This is a genomic window from Streptomyces sp. NPDC005808 (assembly GCF_042871385.1).
In the GTDB taxonomy this organism is placed as follows: Bacteria; Actinomycetota; Actinomycetes; order Streptomycetales; family Streptomycetaceae; genus Streptomyces.
Genome location: NZ_JBIAIK010000001.1, coordinates 38184 through 54423, shown reverse-complemented (window position 1 = coordinate 54423; position 16240 = coordinate 38184). Strand labels below are relative to the sequence as shown.

At 70.7% G+C, this 16240-nt stretch carries 17 protein-coding genes; 13 read left to right on the top strand and 4 right to left on the bottom strand.

Features of this window, described 5'->3' with window-relative positions; all coding sequences use genetic code 11:
* Positions 1-29 precede the first annotated feature (29 nt).
* The gene (locus tag ACFYPC_RS00250; protein WP_388668254.1) at positions 30-713 is read left to right on the top strand and encodes an esterase/lipase family protein; all 684 of its coding nucleotides are present in this window, start codon (positions 30-32) and stop codon (positions 711-713) included.
* A 129-nt stretch (positions 714-842) separates the two neighbouring features.
* Positions 843-1553: a class I SAM-dependent methyltransferase gene (locus ACFYPC_RS00245; protein ID WP_388668251.1), complete on the top strand. Its 711-nt coding sequence runs from the start codon at positions 843-845 to the stop codon at positions 1551-1553.
* On the opposite strand, the gene ACFYPC_RS00240 is transcribed toward ACFYPC_RS00245, so the two are convergent.
* Both ACFYPC_RS00240 and ACFYPC_RS00235 read right to left on the bottom strand, forming a co-directional pair.
* On the bottom strand, positions 1548-1922 hold the full coding sequence (locus ACFYPC_RS00240; protein ID WP_388668248.1) for a fic family toxin-antitoxin system, toxin component: 375 nt from the start codon (positions 1920-1922) through the stop codon (positions 1548-1550). The two genes, ACFYPC_RS00245 and ACFYPC_RS00240, sit on opposite strands and share 6 nt — an antisense overlap.
* Positions 1923-1926: 4 nt before the next feature.
* Positions 1927-2202, bottom strand: a complete 276-nt coding sequence (locus tag ACFYPC_RS00235; protein WP_388668246.1) for an antitoxin — start codon at positions 2200-2202, stop codon at positions 1927-1929.
* 206 nt (positions 2203-2408) lie between these two features.
* On the opposite strand from ACFYPC_RS00235, the gene ACFYPC_RS00230 reads away from it, so the two are divergent.
* The 10 genes from ACFYPC_RS00230 to mug all read left to right on the top strand — a co-directional run bounded on the left by ACFYPC_RS00230 (position 2409) and on the right by mug (position 13210).
* Positions 2409-3392, top strand: coding sequence for an ABC transporter ATP-binding protein (locus ACFYPC_RS00230; protein WP_388668243.1), 984 nt, complete (start codon positions 2409-2411; stop codon positions 3390-3392).
* A 7-nt stretch (positions 3393-3399) separates the two neighbouring features.
* A complete protein-coding gene (locus ACFYPC_RS00225; RefSeq protein WP_388668240.1) occupies positions 3400-5967 on the top strand; it encodes an ABC transporter permease in 2568 nt (855 codons plus the stop codon).
* Between the two features lie 37 nt (positions 5968-6004).
* Positions 6005-6877 (top strand): LLM class F420-dependent oxidoreductase, encoded by an 873-nt coding sequence (locus ACFYPC_RS00220; RefSeq protein ID WP_388668238.1) that lies wholly within the window; start codon positions 6005-6007, stop codon positions 6875-6877.
* A gap of 61 nt (positions 6878-6938) precedes the next feature.
* Entirely contained in the window at positions 6939-7364 is a 426-nt protein-coding gene (locus ACFYPC_RS00215) for a GNAT family N-acetyltransferase (RefSeq protein WP_388668235.1), read from the top strand.
* A gap of 169 nt (positions 7365-7533) precedes the next feature.
* Positions 7534-8859, top strand: coding sequence for a hemolysin family protein (locus ACFYPC_RS00210; protein WP_388668232.1), 1326 nt, complete (start codon positions 7534-7536; stop codon positions 8857-8859).
* Entirely contained in the window at positions 8856-9869 is a 1014-nt protein-coding gene (locus tag ACFYPC_RS00205; protein ID WP_388668229.1) for a hemolysin family protein, read from the top strand. Before ACFYPC_RS00210 ends, ACFYPC_RS00205 begins: the two co-directional genes overlap by 4 nt.
* Positions 9870-9969: 100 nt before the next feature.
* A complete protein-coding gene (locus ACFYPC_RS00200) occupies positions 9970-10752 on the top strand; it encodes an SGNH/GDSL hydrolase family protein (protein WP_388668226.1) in 783 nt (260 codons plus the stop codon).
* Positions 10753-10812: 60 nt separating this feature from the next.
* Positions 10813-11163, top strand: coding sequence for a DUF4326 domain-containing protein (locus tag ACFYPC_RS00195; RefSeq protein WP_388668223.1), 351 nt, complete (start codon positions 10813-10815; stop codon positions 11161-11163).
* A 59-nt stretch (positions 11164-11222) separates the two neighbouring features.
* Positions 11223-12665 (top strand): adenylosuccinate lyase, encoded by a 1443-nt coding sequence (purB, locus tag ACFYPC_RS00190; RefSeq protein WP_388668220.1) that lies wholly within the window; start codon positions 11223-11225, stop codon positions 12663-12665.
* Positions 12662-13210 (top strand): G/U mismatch-specific DNA glycosylase, encoded by a 549-nt coding sequence (gene mug, locus ACFYPC_RS00185; RefSeq protein WP_388669946.1) that lies wholly within the window; start codon positions 12662-12664, stop codon positions 13208-13210. Before purB ends, mug begins: the two co-directional genes overlap by 4 nt.
* A 96-nt stretch (positions 13211-13306) precedes the next feature.
* On the opposite strand, the gene ACFYPC_RS00180 is transcribed toward mug, so the two are convergent.
* On the bottom strand, positions 13307-14029 hold the full coding sequence (locus tag ACFYPC_RS00180; RefSeq protein WP_388668217.1) for an ABC transporter permease: 723 nt from the start codon (positions 14027-14029) through the stop codon (positions 13307-13309).
* 2 nt (positions 14030-14031) lie between these two features.
* Entirely contained in the window at positions 14032-14967 is a 936-nt protein-coding gene (locus ACFYPC_RS00175) for an ATP-binding cassette domain-containing protein (RefSeq protein WP_388668214.1), read from the bottom strand.
* A gap of 108 nt (positions 14968-15075) precedes the next feature.
* Between ACFYPC_RS00175 and ACFYPC_RS00170 the strand changes: the two genes are divergently transcribed.
* Entirely contained in the window at positions 15076-16230 is a 1155-nt protein-coding gene (locus ACFYPC_RS00170) for a sensor histidine kinase (protein WP_388668211.1), read from the top strand.
* The last annotated feature ends 10 nt before the right edge of the window (positions 16231-16240 follow it).

The following is a 16240-nucleotide window of genomic DNA, read 5'->3' as shown; positions in this document are numbered from 1 at the left end:
CTGATACCCCCCACCCCTCAGGAGGCACCATGCAACCCCGCATGCGTCGCATCGCGGCGTTCTTCTCCGCCGTGGCCGCAGCGCTCCCTCTGTCGCTCTCCCTCTCCGCGCCCGCACAGGCCGCGACCCACAATCCCGTGGTCTTCGTCCACGGGCTGAGCAGTTCGGCAAGCACTTGGGACGACTGGATCGCCGACTTCAAGGCCGACGGTTACACCGACTCCGAGCTGTACGCGTGGTCGTACAGCTGGGGACAGTCCAACGTCACGACAGCCCAGCAGCTCGCCACCAAGGTCCAGAGCGTGCTCGCGGCGACCGGCGCGTCCAAGGTCGACCTGGTCACCCACTCCATGGGCGCGCTGAGCGGCCGCTACTACCTCAAGAACCTCGGCGGTACGGCGTACGTGGACGACTTCGTCTCGGTCGCCGGGACGAACCACGGCACGAGCCTGGCCGGGTGGTGCGCATGGCTCTACGCGTCCTGCGCCGAGATGAACACCGGCAGTTCCTTCCTGACCGCGCTCAATTCGGGTGACGAGACACCGGGCAGCGTCTCGTACGCCACCTACTGGTCGAACTGCGACGAGTCCATCGACCCGGACAGCAGCGCGCTTCTGAACGGCGCCACGAATGTGGGAGTCGGCTGCATCGCGCACTCCGAGACGAACAACGACTACGGCGTCTACACCCAGGTGCGCGACTTCGTCGCCTGACGAGCCTGCCTGACGTGCCGGAGCGCCGCCGCTGTGTGGTTCCCGAGCCGCCGGGACCCCACAGCGGGGGTGCCACGGACCTGTACGGGGGACAATCGCGGTAAGCCCCGTCCTCCCGGGAGGTCCGTCATGCCGTTCCGGTCCGCCAGCTCCGGCAAGGTGTCACGGGACCCCGTGCACCATCCTCTGTTCGCCCGCTACTACGCCCGTGTCAGCGTCGCGGCCGAGACACGGATGGGCATGGGCGGCGTACGCGACCGGCTGCTCACGGGGCTCTCGGGGCGGGTCATCGAGATCGGCGCGGGCAACGGTCTGAACTTCGCGCACTATCCGAGCACCGTCTCTGAGGTCGTCGCCATCGAACCCGAGCGGATGCTGCGGCAGTTGGCGGTCGAGGCGGCCCTGCGAGCCGCCGTGCCCGTCGACGTGGCGCCGGGCACGGCGGAGGCGCTGCCGGTCAAGAGCGAGGCCTTCGACGCGGCGGTGGTCTCGCTGGTGCTGTGCAGCGTCCGCGATGTGCCGCGCACGCTTGCCGAACTGCGGCGCGTGCTGCGGCCCGGCGGCACCCTGCGGTTCTTCGAGCACGGCAGGGGCGGTGGGCGTTCGATGACGTGCACCCAGCGCGGTCTGGACCGCACGGTGTGGCCGCGGCTCAGCGGCGGCTGTCATCTGGCGCGCGACCCGATCGCCGCGCTGCGGGACGCCGGGTTCGAACTGGGCCCGTACAGGCGGATGTTGATGCCCGAGAAAGGCCCGCGGCTGCCCACCTCGTACTGCGTACTGGGCACCGCCCGCCGCCCCCTCGAAGGGGAGAGCGAGCCGGCGGCGCAGGCCTCATGAGCTCCACTGCCGGAGTTCCCGGGCGATGTCGTGCACGGTCGCGTCGCCGCCCTTGACCAGGCGAGCGAGTTCCCGCACCTGCTCGGGGGAGGTGACGACCTTGAGGCCGCTGGCGACGAGATAGCCGTACGCGACGGCCGAGGCGAACATCGCGTTGGAGCGTTCGAGCGCGGGTACGTGCAGCAGGAGCTGGAGCAGTGCGGCGGCGCGGGCGTGCGGGCTGTCGTAGACGGGAATGCCGAAGATCTCCGCCTCGTGCCGGCTGACGGCGGCGACGAGGGCTCCCCAGTCGGTGACCTGGGGGTCTCCGGGCGTCTTCTGTTCGGCGATCATGAGGAGCCAGGCAAGGTCGACTCTGAGACTGCTCAAGGGATCAACGACGACCTTCGCGCGTGCTCTCGTGGTCGCCGGCCCGGTCGGCCACCCGACTTCCTTCGCGGTCCGTGCCGAACTCCTCGGCGAAAACGGACTCGTACTGCTTCATGAAATCTGCGGCGGCATCGACGAAGGTGTGGCCGACTTCCCCGGTGTCCTGTCTGACCAGCTCTTCGATGTAGCGGTTCACGCTCATCCCGCGCTCCAGGGCTCGTTCGCGAGCGGCCCGGGCTGTGCCCTCGTCCACCCGGACGTTCAGCTGAGTCTTCGCCATACCTAGAAGCTAGCGCCGAATCGCTAGCATCGGCAAGGGGGCATCCCTGACCCCCGAGGGTGGAGCTTGCCCCTTACACGGGCATCAGGGGCAGGACCTGGGACGGAGAGGACCTGACACCTCGGGGGGATACCGAGTGTGCCCGGGATCACACTAGGCTCGGCCGCGACAAGGGAGTCGGGACGTCCATCACTGAGGAGGCGGCCTTGTCCACACCTGCTGCGGAGCACGTCGTCGGCCGGGCGGAAGCCGAGGGGACCGCCGCTCGCGCCCGCGGCCTGACCAAGGCGTACGGCTCGGGCGAGACGACCGTGCTCGCCCTCGACGCGGTCGACGTCGACATCGCGCGTGGCCGTTTCACCGCGGTCATGGGTCCGTCGGGCTCCGGGAAGTCCACCCTCATGCACTGCCTGGCGGGGCTCGACACCGTTTCGGCCGGACAGGTGTGGCTCGGCGACACCGAGATCACCCGGCTCAAGGACCGGGAGCTGACCAGGCTGCGGCGGGATCGGGTCGGCTTCATGTTCCAGTCGTTCAACCTGATTCCGACGCTGAACGCGGCCGAGAACATCACCCTGCCCATGGACATCGCGGGCCAGAAGCCCGACCAGAAGTGGCTGGACCAGGTCATCGACACGCTCGGCCTGCGGGACCGGCTGAAGCACCGGCCGTCCCAGCTCTCGGGCGGCCAGCAGCAGCGCGTTGCCTGTGCCCGCGCGCTCGCCTCGCGCCCCGAGTTGATCTTCGCCGACGAGCCGACCGGCAACCTCGACTCCCGCGCGGGGCTCGAAGTCCTCGGCTTCCTGCGCGAGGCGGTCGACACACTGGGCCAGACCGTCGTCATGGTCACGCACGACCCGAGCGCCGCCGCCCACTCCGACCTGGTGCTCTTCCTCGGGGACGGGCGGATCGTCGACGAGATCGAGCGGCCGACGGCGGATGCGGTGCTGGAGCGCTTGCGCCTCTTCACGGGCGGACAGGGGCGCCCGCAGGTGTCCGGTGCCGATGCGACTCCGGTGCCCCTGGACGACGGGGACAGCACCAGCTCCGGTGCCGGAACACCTGACGTCAGCTCCGGTGCCGGGACCACCGACGGCGGCTCCCGTCACACAGCCACCAACCCCGACCCCGACGCCGCTCGCGCGAGCGCCGACGGCGACTCCCGCGACGTAACCCTCGACAAGGACTGAGGCAGTCGTGCTCAAGGCGACACTGCGGAGCTTTCTCGCGCACAAGGGGCGACTGCTGCTCTCGGCGCTGGCGGTCGTGCTGTCCGTGGCGTTCGTCGCGGGCAGCCTCATCTTCTCTGACACTGTCACCCGCACCTTCGACCGGCTCTTCGCCTCCACTTCCGCCGATGTGACGGTGGGCCCCAAGGACGATCTCAACTCGCAGATCCCGTCCGGGGCCGCCGAGACCGTGCCCGCCGCACTGGCCGGCCGCATCGCGGAGATCGACGGGGTCGAGTCCACCCACGCCGACGCGTCCGTCGAGAACATCACGGTCGTCGACAGCGAGAACGAGTCCGTCGGCCCGACCACGGGCGCGCCCACCATCGCCACCGACTGGCACCTCACCGACCGCAGCCCGGTGGAGCTGACCTCCGGCCGCGCGCCGGAAGGGGCCAGCGAGGCGCTGCTCGACGCGGACACCGCCGAGAGCAAGGACCTGGGGCTCGGCGACACCCTGACGGTGCTCGCGCAGCCCGGCACGTTCAAGGTGGAGATCGTCGGCATCGCCACCTTCACCACCACCAACCCCGGTGCCGCGCTGGTGTTCCTGGACAGCCGGACCGCGCCGGACCAGCTGCTCGGCAACCCGGACGCCGCCACCAGCATCTCGGTGGACGCGGCCCCGGGTGTCACCGACGCCGTGCTGAAGCGGCGCATCGCCGCCGAACTCGGCACGGCCGCCTACGACGTGAAAACGGCCGACGAGCAGGCCGAGGACGCGGCCGCCCAACTCGGCGGATTCCTGGACGTCATCAAGTACGTCATGCTCGGCTTCGCGGGGGTCGCCGTACTCGTGGGCGTCTTCCTGATCGTCAACACCTTCTCGATGCTGATCGCCCAACGCACCCGCGAGCTGGGCCTGTTGCGCGCGCTCGGCGCCGACCGCCGTCAGGTGCGCCGCTCGGTGCTGACCGAGGCGCTGCTGCTGGGTCTCGTCGGATCGACCCTGGGCCTGGCCGCGGGCATCGGACTGGCGGCCGGACTGATCGAGCTCATGGGCCTGTTCGGCATGAACCTCAAGTCCACCGAGATGGTGATCGGTGTGGCGACTCCCGTCTCGGCGTACGTCGTCGGGGTGGGCGTCACCTTCGTGGCGGCCTATCTCCCGGCGCGGCGCGCGTCGGGTGTCTCTCCCATGGCAGCGCTCGCGGACGCCGAAGTCGCCGGTGTGGGACGGCCGTTGCGGGTACGTGCGGTGGTCGGATCGGTCGTCGGGGCGGCGGGCGCCGCCGCGCTCGCGGGCTGCGCCGCCTCGTCGAGCACGGCGACCTCGTCCTCGTTGCTGGGACTCGGTGTCGTCCTGACGCTCATCGCCACGGTGATCGCCGGCCCGCTGCTGGTGCGGCCGGTGATCCGGGTCCTCGGCGGGGCCTTCCCCGCCCTGTTCGGCTCGGTCGGCCGGATGAGCCAGCGCAACGCGCTGCGCAATCCGCGCCGCACGGGCGCCACCGCGGCGGCGCTGATGGTGGGTCTCGCCCTGGTCGGCGGGATGTCCGTGGCGAGCGCGTCCATGTCCAAGTCGTTCGACGAGCAGATCGACAAGACGCTGGGCGCCGACTTCGTGGTCCAGAACAGCAACTTCGTGCCGTTCTCACAGGAGGTCACCGACAAGGTCCGCGGCACGGAGGGCACCGGGCTCGTCGTCCGCCAGCGCTTCTCGCCGGTCGCCGTGCGACTGCCCGACGGCAAGCGGATCGAGACGACGGCCACCGCCTATGATCCGCAGCTCGACGACGTCGCCCGGGTCACGTACACGCAGGGAGACAGCGCGGCCGCGCTCGGCGACGGGAAGATCGCCATGGACGTGGACTTCGCGAAGGACCACGGTGTACGCGTCGGCAGCACGATCCCCGTCGAGTTCCCCGCCGGACGGAGCACCGAGCTGACGGTGGGGGCGCTCACCGACCAGGACGGCTCCGACGGGTTCGGGATGCGGGGCGGGCTGTTCTTCGGCTTCGCCACGATCGAGAAGTACGTGCCGGGCGGTCAGGACTCCGCGCTGTACGTGAACGCGGCCTCGGGCACCGGTGCCGACACGCTGCGCTCGAATCTGGACGAGACGCTCGATCCGTATCCGCAGGTGCAGGTACGTGACCTGGCCGACTACAAGAAGCTGGTCCACGACCAGATCGCCGTGCTGCTCTACCTCGTGTACGCACTGCTCGGGCTCGCGATCGTCATCGCGGTGCTCGGCGTGGTCAACACCCTTGCCCTGTCGGTCGTGGAGCGCACCCGCGAGATCGGGCTGCTGCGCGCCATCGGGCTCTCCCGGCGTCAGCTGCGCCGGATGATCCGTCTCGAGTCGGTGGTGATCGCCGTGTTCGGCGCGATCCTCGGTCTGGCGCTCGGCCTGGTCTGGGGTGTCTGTGTGCAGCAGGTGCTGGCACTTCAGGGCATGAAGGCGTTCGCCGTTCCGTGGACGACGATCATCGCGGTGGTGGTCGGAGCGGCGCTCGTGGGCATTGTGGCGGCGCTGCTGCCGGCGCTGCGCGCGTCGCGCATGAATGTGCTGGCTGCCATCGCTCACGAGTGATGTACTCCCGTCACTGGCCAATGGCTGAGGAGAGTTCATGCCGCGCCGCTTCCGCTTCGGCGTCAATCTGACGAACCCCGCCCCCTCCGACGAGTGGCGCGAGAAGTGCCGCCGGGCCGAACGGCTCGGCTACGACGTGATCTTGGTGCCCGACCACCTCGGCATGCCCGCACCGTTCCCGTCCCTGGTGGCCGCGGCCGAGGCGACCGACAGGCCCCGCGTCGGCACGTTCGTGCTCAACGCGGGCTTCTGGAATCCCACACTGCTGGCCCGCGAGGTGGCCACCACGGACGCACTGACCGGCGGCCGCCTCGAACTCGGGCTCGGCGCCGGCTACATACAGGCCGAGCACGACGCCGCGGGCGTGCCCTTCGGCTCCGCCCGAGAGCGGGTGGACCATCTCCTGCGTACGGTCGGGGAGTTGGAGCGGCTGCTCGGCTCGGCCGAACAGCCGCTGCGGGTACCGCTGCTGATCGGAGGCAACGGCGACCGGATACTGCGGCTCACCGCCGAGCACGCCGACATCGCGGCGTTCACGGGGGCCCGATCGGTGCCCGGCGACACCACGGGGACACTGGCGGCGATCACGGCGGAGGAGCTGGACGAGCGGGTGGCGGAGTACCGGCGCCTGGCGGCGGGCCGTAAGGAACCCGCCGAGCTGAACGTGCTCATCCAGATGGTCGTCGTCACCGACGACCGCGAGGCCGCGGTGCGGGAACTGCTCCCTCAGCTGCCCCATCTGACCGTGGAACAGGCCCTGGACCTTCCCATCCTCCTGATCGGCACGCCGGAACAGCTCAGTGCGCAGGTGCGGGCGCAGCGGGAGCGGTACGGGTTCTCATACCTGACGGTCCTGGAGCCGTACATGGAAGCCTTCGGAACGGTGATCGAGGCATTGCGCGAGGAGTGACCCGCTGTCCGGGTAGTGGAATTCCGCGATGGGCCACAGCCGCGCGTGATGACATCGCGGCATGACTGAACTGCGGATACGGGCCGCGGCGCCCGACGATCTCGACGCCGTGCTGGCCTTCTGGAAGGTGGCCGCCGAGGGCGTCAGCATCAGCGACGACCGTGACGGCGTGGAACGGCTGATCGCCCGCGACCCCGAGGCCCTGCTCCTGGCCGAGCGTGCGGGCGAGCTGGTCGGTACGGTGATCGCGGGCTTCGACGGCTGGCGCTGCCATCTGTACCGGCTCGCGGTGCATCCCGGAAGGCGCCGATCGGGAATCGGCTCGGCGCTTCTCACGGCCGCCGAGGAACGGTTCGTAGGACTGGGCGGGCGTCGCGGGGATGCGATGGTGCTCCGACGGAACGAGACCGCGCAACATGCGTGGCGGGCGGCGGGGTATGCGCCCGAGGAGCAGTGGCGCCGTTGGGTGAAGCCCCTCGACGACTAGGCCCCTTTACCATTCCTTTACCACGGGTCGATCCGTCGGCCCTTTGAAAGGTGTGTGAACGTCCGTCCATGGGCGAGCCTCCCAATGTCCGACGCCTCGACTCCCGCGGCGTCGGACGACATCGCGCGGTCCCCCCGCCCCCGGCTGATCATGGGACGGAGGTGACCCGATGACCGAACTGCTCCTCCTCCTGGTGGCGATCCTGCTCTCGCTGGCCTGCGGCGCGTTCGTCGCGGCGGAGTTCTCGCTGACCACGGTCGAGCGCAGCGAGCTGGAACGGGCCGTCGAGCGGGGCGAGGTGGGCGCCCAAGGCGCCCTGAAGGCCGTACGGAACCTGACTTTCCAGCTGTCCGGCGCTCAGCTCGGCATCACCGTCACCAATCTCGTGGTCGGCATGCTCTCCGAGGCGTCCATCGCCAAGCTGATCGCGGGCCCGCTGGAGTCGGCCGGCGTCTCCACCTCCGCGTCGCACTCGGTGGCGCTGGTCATCGGCACGGGCGTGTCGACGGTCTTCCTGATGGTCGTCGGCGAGCTGGTGCCCAAGAACTGGGCGATCTCCTCTCCGCTGGCGGTGGCCAAGCGGGTGGCGACGCCGCAGCGCTGGTTCAGCGCCGCCTTCCGGCCGTTCATCGCGCATCTCAACAACATGGCGAACCGTGTCGTACGACGCTTCGGCCTCGAACCCTCGGAGGAGCTGGCCTCCGCGCGCGGACCGCAGGAGCTGGTGGCCCTCGCCCGGCACTCCGCCAAGGAGGGGGCCTTGGAGGCGGACACCGCGGAGCTGTTCGTGCGGACCCTGAACCTCGCCGACCTGACCGCGGAGAACGTGATGACCCCGCGCGTCCAGGTCATCGCGCTGGACACACAGGCGAGCTGCGAGGACGTGGCGAACGCGACCCGGGCGACGGGGCTGTCCCGGTTCCCCGTCTACCGCGGCAATCTCGACTCGGTCTTCGGCGTCGTACACATCAAGGACGTGCTCGGCGTGCAGGCGGAGCACCGCGCGCGCACTCCCGTTTCCCAGATCATGCGCGAACCCCTGTTCGTACCGGAGTCGCTGACCGTGGATCGGCTGCTCGACCGGCTGTCCGGCAAACGCACGATGGCCGTGGTCATCGACGAGTACGGCGGGACCGCCGGGGTCGCCACGCTGGAGGACATCGTCGAGGAGGTCGTCGGTGAGGTACGCGACGAGCACGATCCGCACGAGTTGTCCGACCTGGCACCGGTCGGTACGGACGACGACGGCCGCGCGCTGTACTCGGCCGACGGATCCCTGCGCACCGACCAGCTCGCACGGGTCGGGCTCAGGGTGCCCGACGGGCCGTACGAGACTCTCGCCGGCCTCGTCGCGACCGAGCTCGGACGCATTCCCGCTGTCGAGGACAGCGTCGAGGTCGCCGGGTGGCGGCTGGACGTGGTGGACGCCTCGGGCCGACGGGCCGCACGCGTACTGCTGCACGCGCCGCGCACCGAGGACGAGGGGGCACGATGACCGCCGTACAACTGCTGATCGGCCTCGCGACGCTGGTCGTGAACGCCTTCTTCGTGGGCGGCGAGTTCGCGCTGATCTCGGTCCGCCGCAGCCAGATCGAGCCGCACGCCGAGAACGGGGATCGGCGGGCGCGCAGCGTGCTGTGGGGGTTGGAACATGTGTCGGCGCTCCTTGCGGCCGCGCAGCTGGGCATCACCCTGTGCACCCTCGTCCTCGGCATCGTGGCCGAGCCGGCGATCGAGCACCTGCTGGAGCCGGTGTTCCACGCGGTGGGGGTGCCGGACAGCGCGGGCCACGCGGTCTCCTTCGTGATCGCGCTCACCCTGGCGACCTATCTGCACATGCTGCTGGGCGAGATGGTGCCGAAGAACGTCGCGCTCGCGGAGCCGGTGCGCACCGCGCTGCTGCTGGGACCGCCGCTGGTCTGGCTCTCCCGGGCACTGCGTCCGGTGATCTTCACCATCAACACCTTCGCGAACACACTGCTCAGACTGCTCAGGGTCGAGGCGAAGGACGAGGTCTCGGCGACCTTCACGGATGACGAGCTGGCCCGCCTCGTCAGGGACTCCGGCGCCGCGGGACTCATCGACGACCGCGCCCAGGAGCGGCTGAACGACGCCCTGGAACTCGGCCGCCGAGCCGTCCGCGATGTCGTCCTCCCGCTGGAACGCGTGGTCTACGCGCGCGTGGGCGTCACTCCGGAGCAGTTGGAGCAGTTGTCCGCCGAGTCGGGCTTCTCGCGCTTCCCCGTCGTGGACGAGGGGCGCCGTATCGTCGGCTACCTCCACGTCAAGGACGCCCTGGACGCGACGCCGCGCGACCTCCCGTTCGATGTGCGGGACATGCGGCCCATCGCGCGCGTCCGTGAGAGCACCCCGCTGGACGACGTACTCACCGCGATGCGGCGCAGTCGTACACATCTCGCCGCGGTGCTGGGCAGCGACGGGCGGCTCGCGGGCCTGGTGACGATGGAGGACGTGCTTCGGGAGCTGTTCGGGCAGCCGGCGTGAGGGCGGGTCCGCGGTGACGAGGGCCGGGCCGGCGCGCTCGGTTGTTCCGACGGAGCCTGACCTACCGACCGGTATGCGTGCGGGTTAACATTTTTGGGCCATGCAGACGAATTCCACCTACACCAGCCTTGTCGCGGTCGGCGACTCCTTCACCGAGGGCATGTCGGACCTGTTGCCCGACGGCTCCTACCGAGGCTGGGCCGACCTCCTGGCGGCTCGGATGGCCGCGCGGACGCCCGGGTTCCGGTATGCCAACCTCGCGGTCCGCGGAAAGCTCATCGGGCAGATCGTCGAGGAGCAGGTGGACGTGGCGGCCGCGATGTCGCCCGACGTGATCACGCTGGTCGGTGGGCTCAACGACACGCTGCGGCCCAAGGTCGACATGGGACGGGTCCGCGGGCTCCTGGAGGAGGCCGTGGAGCGCCTGGCCCCCGCGTGCGCGCAGCTGGTCCTGATGCGCAGCCCGGGCCGCACCGGTCCGGTTCTCGAACGGTTCAGGCCCCGCATGGAAGAGCTTTTCAACCACGTCGACGACCTCGCGAAGCGGCACGGCGCGCTGGTGGTCGACCTGTACGGGGCGCCCTCGCTCGCGGACCCCCGTATGTGGGACGTGGACCGGCTGCACCTGACCGGCGAGGGGCATCGCCGCGTCGCCGAGGCCGTGTGGCAGGCCCTCGGATACGGCCCGGAGGACGCGGACTGGCACACTCCGATGCCGCCCATACCCCCGCCCGGCTGGATCTCCCGCCGGACCGCCGACGCCCGCTTCGCCAGGCAGCACCTGCTGCCCTGGATCGGCCGCCGCCTCACGGGACGCTCGTCGGGGGACGGGCTCATGCCGAAGCGCCCCGAGCTGTATCCGTACGAAGAGCCGCCGGCGTAGGCCCCGACACGCCTGATCATCGAGGTCGCGTCACCTCACGTTCGACCGAGCGGAGTCGCTGTGAGCGCCACCGTCATCAACCTCAAGGGCCGTATCCACGACTTCGGCCCCCGGCTCGAACACGCCCCCGCGGACCTCGTCTACGTCGGCCGCCGCTGGACCATGGGCCACTGGGACCTCCCCCAGCACCCGCTCTACAACCCGTTCGCCTACGACACCGCCACCAAGAGGCGGGACGGCACCCGGGCCGAGGTCATGGACAAGTACCGCGCACATCTCCTCGAACGCCCCGACCTGCTCGCCCAGGTACCCGCCCTGCGCGGCAGGACCCTGGCCTGCTGGTGCGCCCCCGAGCTGTGCCACGCCGACATCCTGGCCGAGATCGCGGAGAGCGCCGGCCTGGCCTCGTAGGTTCCGACGAACGACCCCGCGGCGCTGGCCTGCAGGAATCGCCAGTAGAATCCGTACACGTGACTGCCGCGCCCGCAAAGCCCCGTATCCCCAACGTCCTCGCCGGACGTTACGCCTCCGCCGAGCTCGCCACGCTCTGGTCGCCCGAGCAGAAGGTACGGCTGGAGCGTCAGCTCTGGGTCGCCGTGCTGCGGGCTCAGAAGGACCTCGGGATCGAGGTGCCGGACGCCGCCATCGCCGACTACGAGCGGGTGCTCGACCAGGTCGACCTGGCCTCGATCGCCGAGCGCGAGAAGGTCACGCGGCATGACGTGAAGGCGCGGATCGAGGAGTTCAACGATCTCGCCGGGCACGAGCAGGTCCACAAGGGCATGACGTCCCGGGACCTCACGGAGAACGTCGAGCAGCTGCAGATCCGGCTCTCCCTGGAGCTGGTGCGCGACCGTACGGTCGGCGTCCTGGCGCGGCTGGGCAAGCTCGCGGGCGAGTACGGCGAGCTGGTCATCGCCGGCCGCTCGCACAACGTGGCCGCGCAGGCCACCACCCTCGGCAAGCGGTTCGCGACCGCCGCCGACGAGCTGCTGGTGGCGTACGGCCGGGTCGAGGAGTTGCTGGGCCGCTACCCGCTGCGCGGCATCAAGGGCCCGGTCGGCACGGCTCAGGACATGCTCGACCTGCTCGGCGGCGACGCGGCGAAGCTGGCGGACCTGGAGCAGCGGATCGCCCGGCACCTCGGCTTCTCGCAGGCGTTCACGTCCGTCGGCCAGGTCTATCCCCGCTCGCTCGACTACGACGTGGTGACCGCGCTGGTGCAGCTGGCGGCCGCCCCGTCCTCGACCGCCAAGACGATCCGGCTGATGGCCGGGCACGAGCTGGTGACCGAGGGCTTCAAGCCCGGCCAGGTCGGCTCCTCGGCGATGCCGCACAAGATGAACACCCGTTCCTGCGAGCGCGTCAACGGCCTGATGGTGATCCTGCGCGGCTATGCCTCGATGACCGGCGAGCTGGCGGGCGACCAGTGGAACGAAGGCGATGTGTCGTGCTCGGTCGTACGCCGGGTCGCGCTGCCCGACGCGTTCTTCGCGCTGGACGGCCTGCTGGAGACCTTCCTGACCGTCCTCGACGAGTTCGGCGCGTTCCCGGCCGTCGTGGCCCGTGAGCTGGACCGCTACCTGCCGTTCCTCGCGACGACCAAGGTCCTGATGGCCTCGGTGCGCGCGGGCGTCGGCCGGGAGGTCGCGCACGAGGCCATCAAGGAGAACGCCGTCGCCTCGGCCCTCGCCATGCGCGAGCAGGGCGCCGAGCGCAACGAACTGCTCGACAAACTCGCCGCGGACGAGCGCATCCCGCTGGACCGCGCTCAGCTCGACGAACTGATGGCCGACAAGCTGTCCTTCACGGGCGCCGCCGCCGACCAGGTCGCCGCCGTCGTCGGTCGTATCGAGGAGATCGTGAAGCAGCACCCGGAGGCCGCGGGATACACGCCGGGGGCGATCCTCTGACCCGCTTCACCCCGCAGGAGTTGGAGGCCGCCCGCGACCGTCTCGTCCCCGACGTGGCCGCGGCCGGCCTCCGCGTCCTGTTCTGCGGCATCAACCCTGGCCTCATGACGGCCGCGACGGGCCACCACTTCGCCCGCCCCGGCAACCGCTTCTGGCCGGTGCTCCACCTGTCCGGCTTCACGCCGCGGCTCATGGAGCCCGCGGAACAGGGCGAGTTGCCGTCGTACGGACTGGGCATCACGAACGTCGTGGCGCGCGCGACCGCTCGTGCCGACGAACTGACCGCCGAGGAGTACCGCGACGGCGGGCGGCTGCTGACCGCCAAGGTGGAGCGGCTGCGGCCGCGCTGGCTGGCCGTGGTGGGCGTGACCGCGTACCGGGCGGCGTTCGGCGACCGCAAGGCCGCCATCGGTCCCCAGGAGGGGCTGCTCGGGGGCAGCAGGGTGTGGGTGCTGCCCAACCCCAGCGGTCTCAACGCGCACTGGACGGCGGCGACGATGGCGCAGGAGTACGGGCGGTTGCGGAGCGCTGCCGCCGAGGCCTGAAGGGTCCGCGGGATCGCCCTCGGCGAGGCTGAGGCCCGACGGGGCGGGGGCTCCCCTCGGCGGGCCGACATCCGCCTCCCGCTTCGTGATGACCGGTCAGGCGTCGCGGCGCCGAATGCTCCACGCGCCGGCCGCCAGGGCCACCGCAGTCCAGGCCCCGGTCACGGCGAGCCCCGTCCAGGGTCCGAGGGCGCCGTCCCACGTCTCGTGAAAGACCACCTGGCCCGCCTTGTCCGGCAGAAAGTCGGCCACTCCGGCCGACGCGCTGCCGACGACGAAGGAGACGATCAGGAGGAAGGGGATCAGGATGCTCAGCGTGGCGACACCGCTGCGCAGGGCGGCGGCGAGACCGGCCGCGAACAGCGCCATGAGCATCAGGTAGATGCCGCAGCCGACAACACCCCGCAGACCCTCGCTCCAGCTCAGCCCGCTCGCCTTCGTGCCGAGAGCCGCCTTCCCGACGGCCAGACTCACCACTCCCGTGATCAGGCCGACGGCCAGCACGGGAACGGCGATCGCCACCGCCTTGGCCGCGAACCACCGCAGCCGGTCGGGTGCCGCGGCCAACGACACACGCAGCGCACCGCCCTGGAACTCGGCCGAGACGGCCTGCGCACCGAAGGTGATCGCCGCGATCTGTCCGAAGCTGACGCCGAAGAACGCCGAGAACAGCGGATCGAAGTCCTCCCCTTCGGTGTCGAGCCCGGCGATCGCCGAGAAGAGCGCGGTGGCGAGGAGGACCCCGCACAGTCCTCCGACCAGCGACCGCAGGGTCCGGATCTTGATCCATTCCGCGTGGAAGGCGGGTGCGAACGTCATGGTCAGGCCTCCTGGGGCTGCGTCGTGGACGGCGTGGCGGCGAACTCGGTCTCGGCGGCCGTCAGATCCAGATAGGCCTGTTCCAACGTGCCTGCCTCCGCGGCGAGTTCGAGAATGGGCACCCGCGCGGCCGAGGTGAGGAGGCCGATGTCCTCCACGCGCGTGTGGAGGACGGTCCAGCGTCCGTCGTCCCCTTCGACCGCCTCGATGCCGTGCTCCGCGAACAGGCCGCCCAGAGCGCCGCCATCGGTGGTGCGGACCCGGACACGGGGCTGCACGCGCGCGTCGATGAAGTCCCGCATGGGTGTGTCGGCGAGCAGCCGGCCCCGGCCCAGGACGACGAGATGGTCGGCGAAGGACGCGGTCTCGTTCATGAGGTGGCTGGAGACAAGGACGGTGCGGCCCTCGCGGGCCAGCCGGCGCATCAACTCCCGGATCCAGATGATCCCTTCGGGGTCGAGCCCGTTCGAGGGTTCGTCGAGCAGCACCACCGGCGGGTCCCCCAGAAGCGCACCCGCGACGCCCAGCCGCTGGCGCATACCCAGGGAGTACGTCTTCACCCGGCGCCGCGCGACGGAGGCGAGCCCCACCTCCTCGAGCACCGCGTCCACCCGCCGCTCGGGTATGCGGTTGCTCGCGGCGAGCGCCCGCAGATGGTCCCGCGCGGTCCGCGATCCGTGCGGGGCCTGCACGTCTAGCAGGGCGCCGACGTGGCGCAGGGGCTCACGGACTGCGGCGTAGGCACGGCCGCCGACGGTGGCGGTGCCGGACGTGGGCCGGTCCAGGCCCAGCACGAGCCGCATGGTGGTGGACTTTCCGGCGCCGTTGGGACCGAGGAAGCCGGTGACGCGGCCGGGGAGAACGCTGAAGGTGAGGTGGTCCACGGCGCGCTTGCTGCCGTACTCCTTGGTGAGGTCTTGGACGTCGATGCTGGTCATGGCCCCAGCCTGGCCGCCGGTGAGGGTGCGTCACCTCCCCCGCGGGGGGACATCGTCTCCCCCGCCCGGGGGAAGCCCGCTGTCAGTGGGGCCTGTCACGATGACCCAATGGCCCGTTTTCTGCGCCCGTTGCTTCGGGGGACGACGTACACCCGCTGGTTGCACCTGTGGGTGCCGATGCTGTTCACCAGCGTGTGGCTGTTCATCGACATGTCGAGGCCGTGGGTGCCCGCTGTGCTGCTGGTTCCGCTGGGGCTGATTCCGGCCGTCCGGCGGGGCGAGGGCGTGCAGGCGCAGTTCATGCTGGCGCGAGACGGCGGGGAAGCGGCCTTCTCCGTCGCTCCTGCGGGCACGTGGCGGGACCGGTGGCGGACCGTGCTCTGGCTGGAGATCCGGCTGGCGAGCGGGTGGGTGGCTTGTGGGCTCACCGTATGGCTGCCACTGATCGTCGCCGAGCTCATCAACGTGGCCATGGGCAATCCGGCGACCGACAACCCCTTCGTGCCTGTCTCAGACCCGCACTGGGCCTACGCGCTGCTCGTCCCCTTCCCGCTGCTCGCCCTGTACGGCGCGGTCGTCGGCCTCGGTGAGCTGATCACGGTGGCAGCGCGCCGTCTGCTCGGTCCTTCGCCCTCCGAGCGGCTCGCCTCCCTGGAGGAGCGCACCGAGCAGCTCCTGGAGCGCAACCGCATCGCCCGTGAGCTGCACGACTCCATCGGTCACGCGCTGACCGTCGCGGTGGTGCAGGCGGGGGCGGCCCGGGCGGCCGGCGACCCCGCGTTCACCGACCGGGCACTGGGCGCCATCGAGGACACCGGCCGGGCCGCCCTGGAGGACCTGGAGAGGGTGCTCGGCGTGCTGCGGGAGGCGGAGCGTCCGGTGAGCAGCCGCCCCACGCTGACCGAGGCCGACCGGCTCCTGGAGTCGGCGCGCGCGTCCGGCGCCAAGGTCGACGCCGAGGTGACAGGTCCGGTGGAGACCGTGCCGGGGCCGCTGTCCCGCGAGGGCTACCGGATCCTCCAGGAATCTCTCACGAACGTCCTGAGGCATGCGGGGAGTGTCCCGGCGCGGGTCCGTATCGAGGTCCGGGACGGCAGGCTCGTCCTGGAGGTCCGCAACACGCTCACCGCGGAGATACCGGGGCCCGGCCGGGGCAGCGGGCTGCGCGGCATACGGGAGCGTGCGGCACTGCTCGGCGGCCGGGCACGGACGGGACCGGACGAAGGTGACTGGCAGGTGCATGTGGAACTGCCACTGCGCTGATCTACGCTGA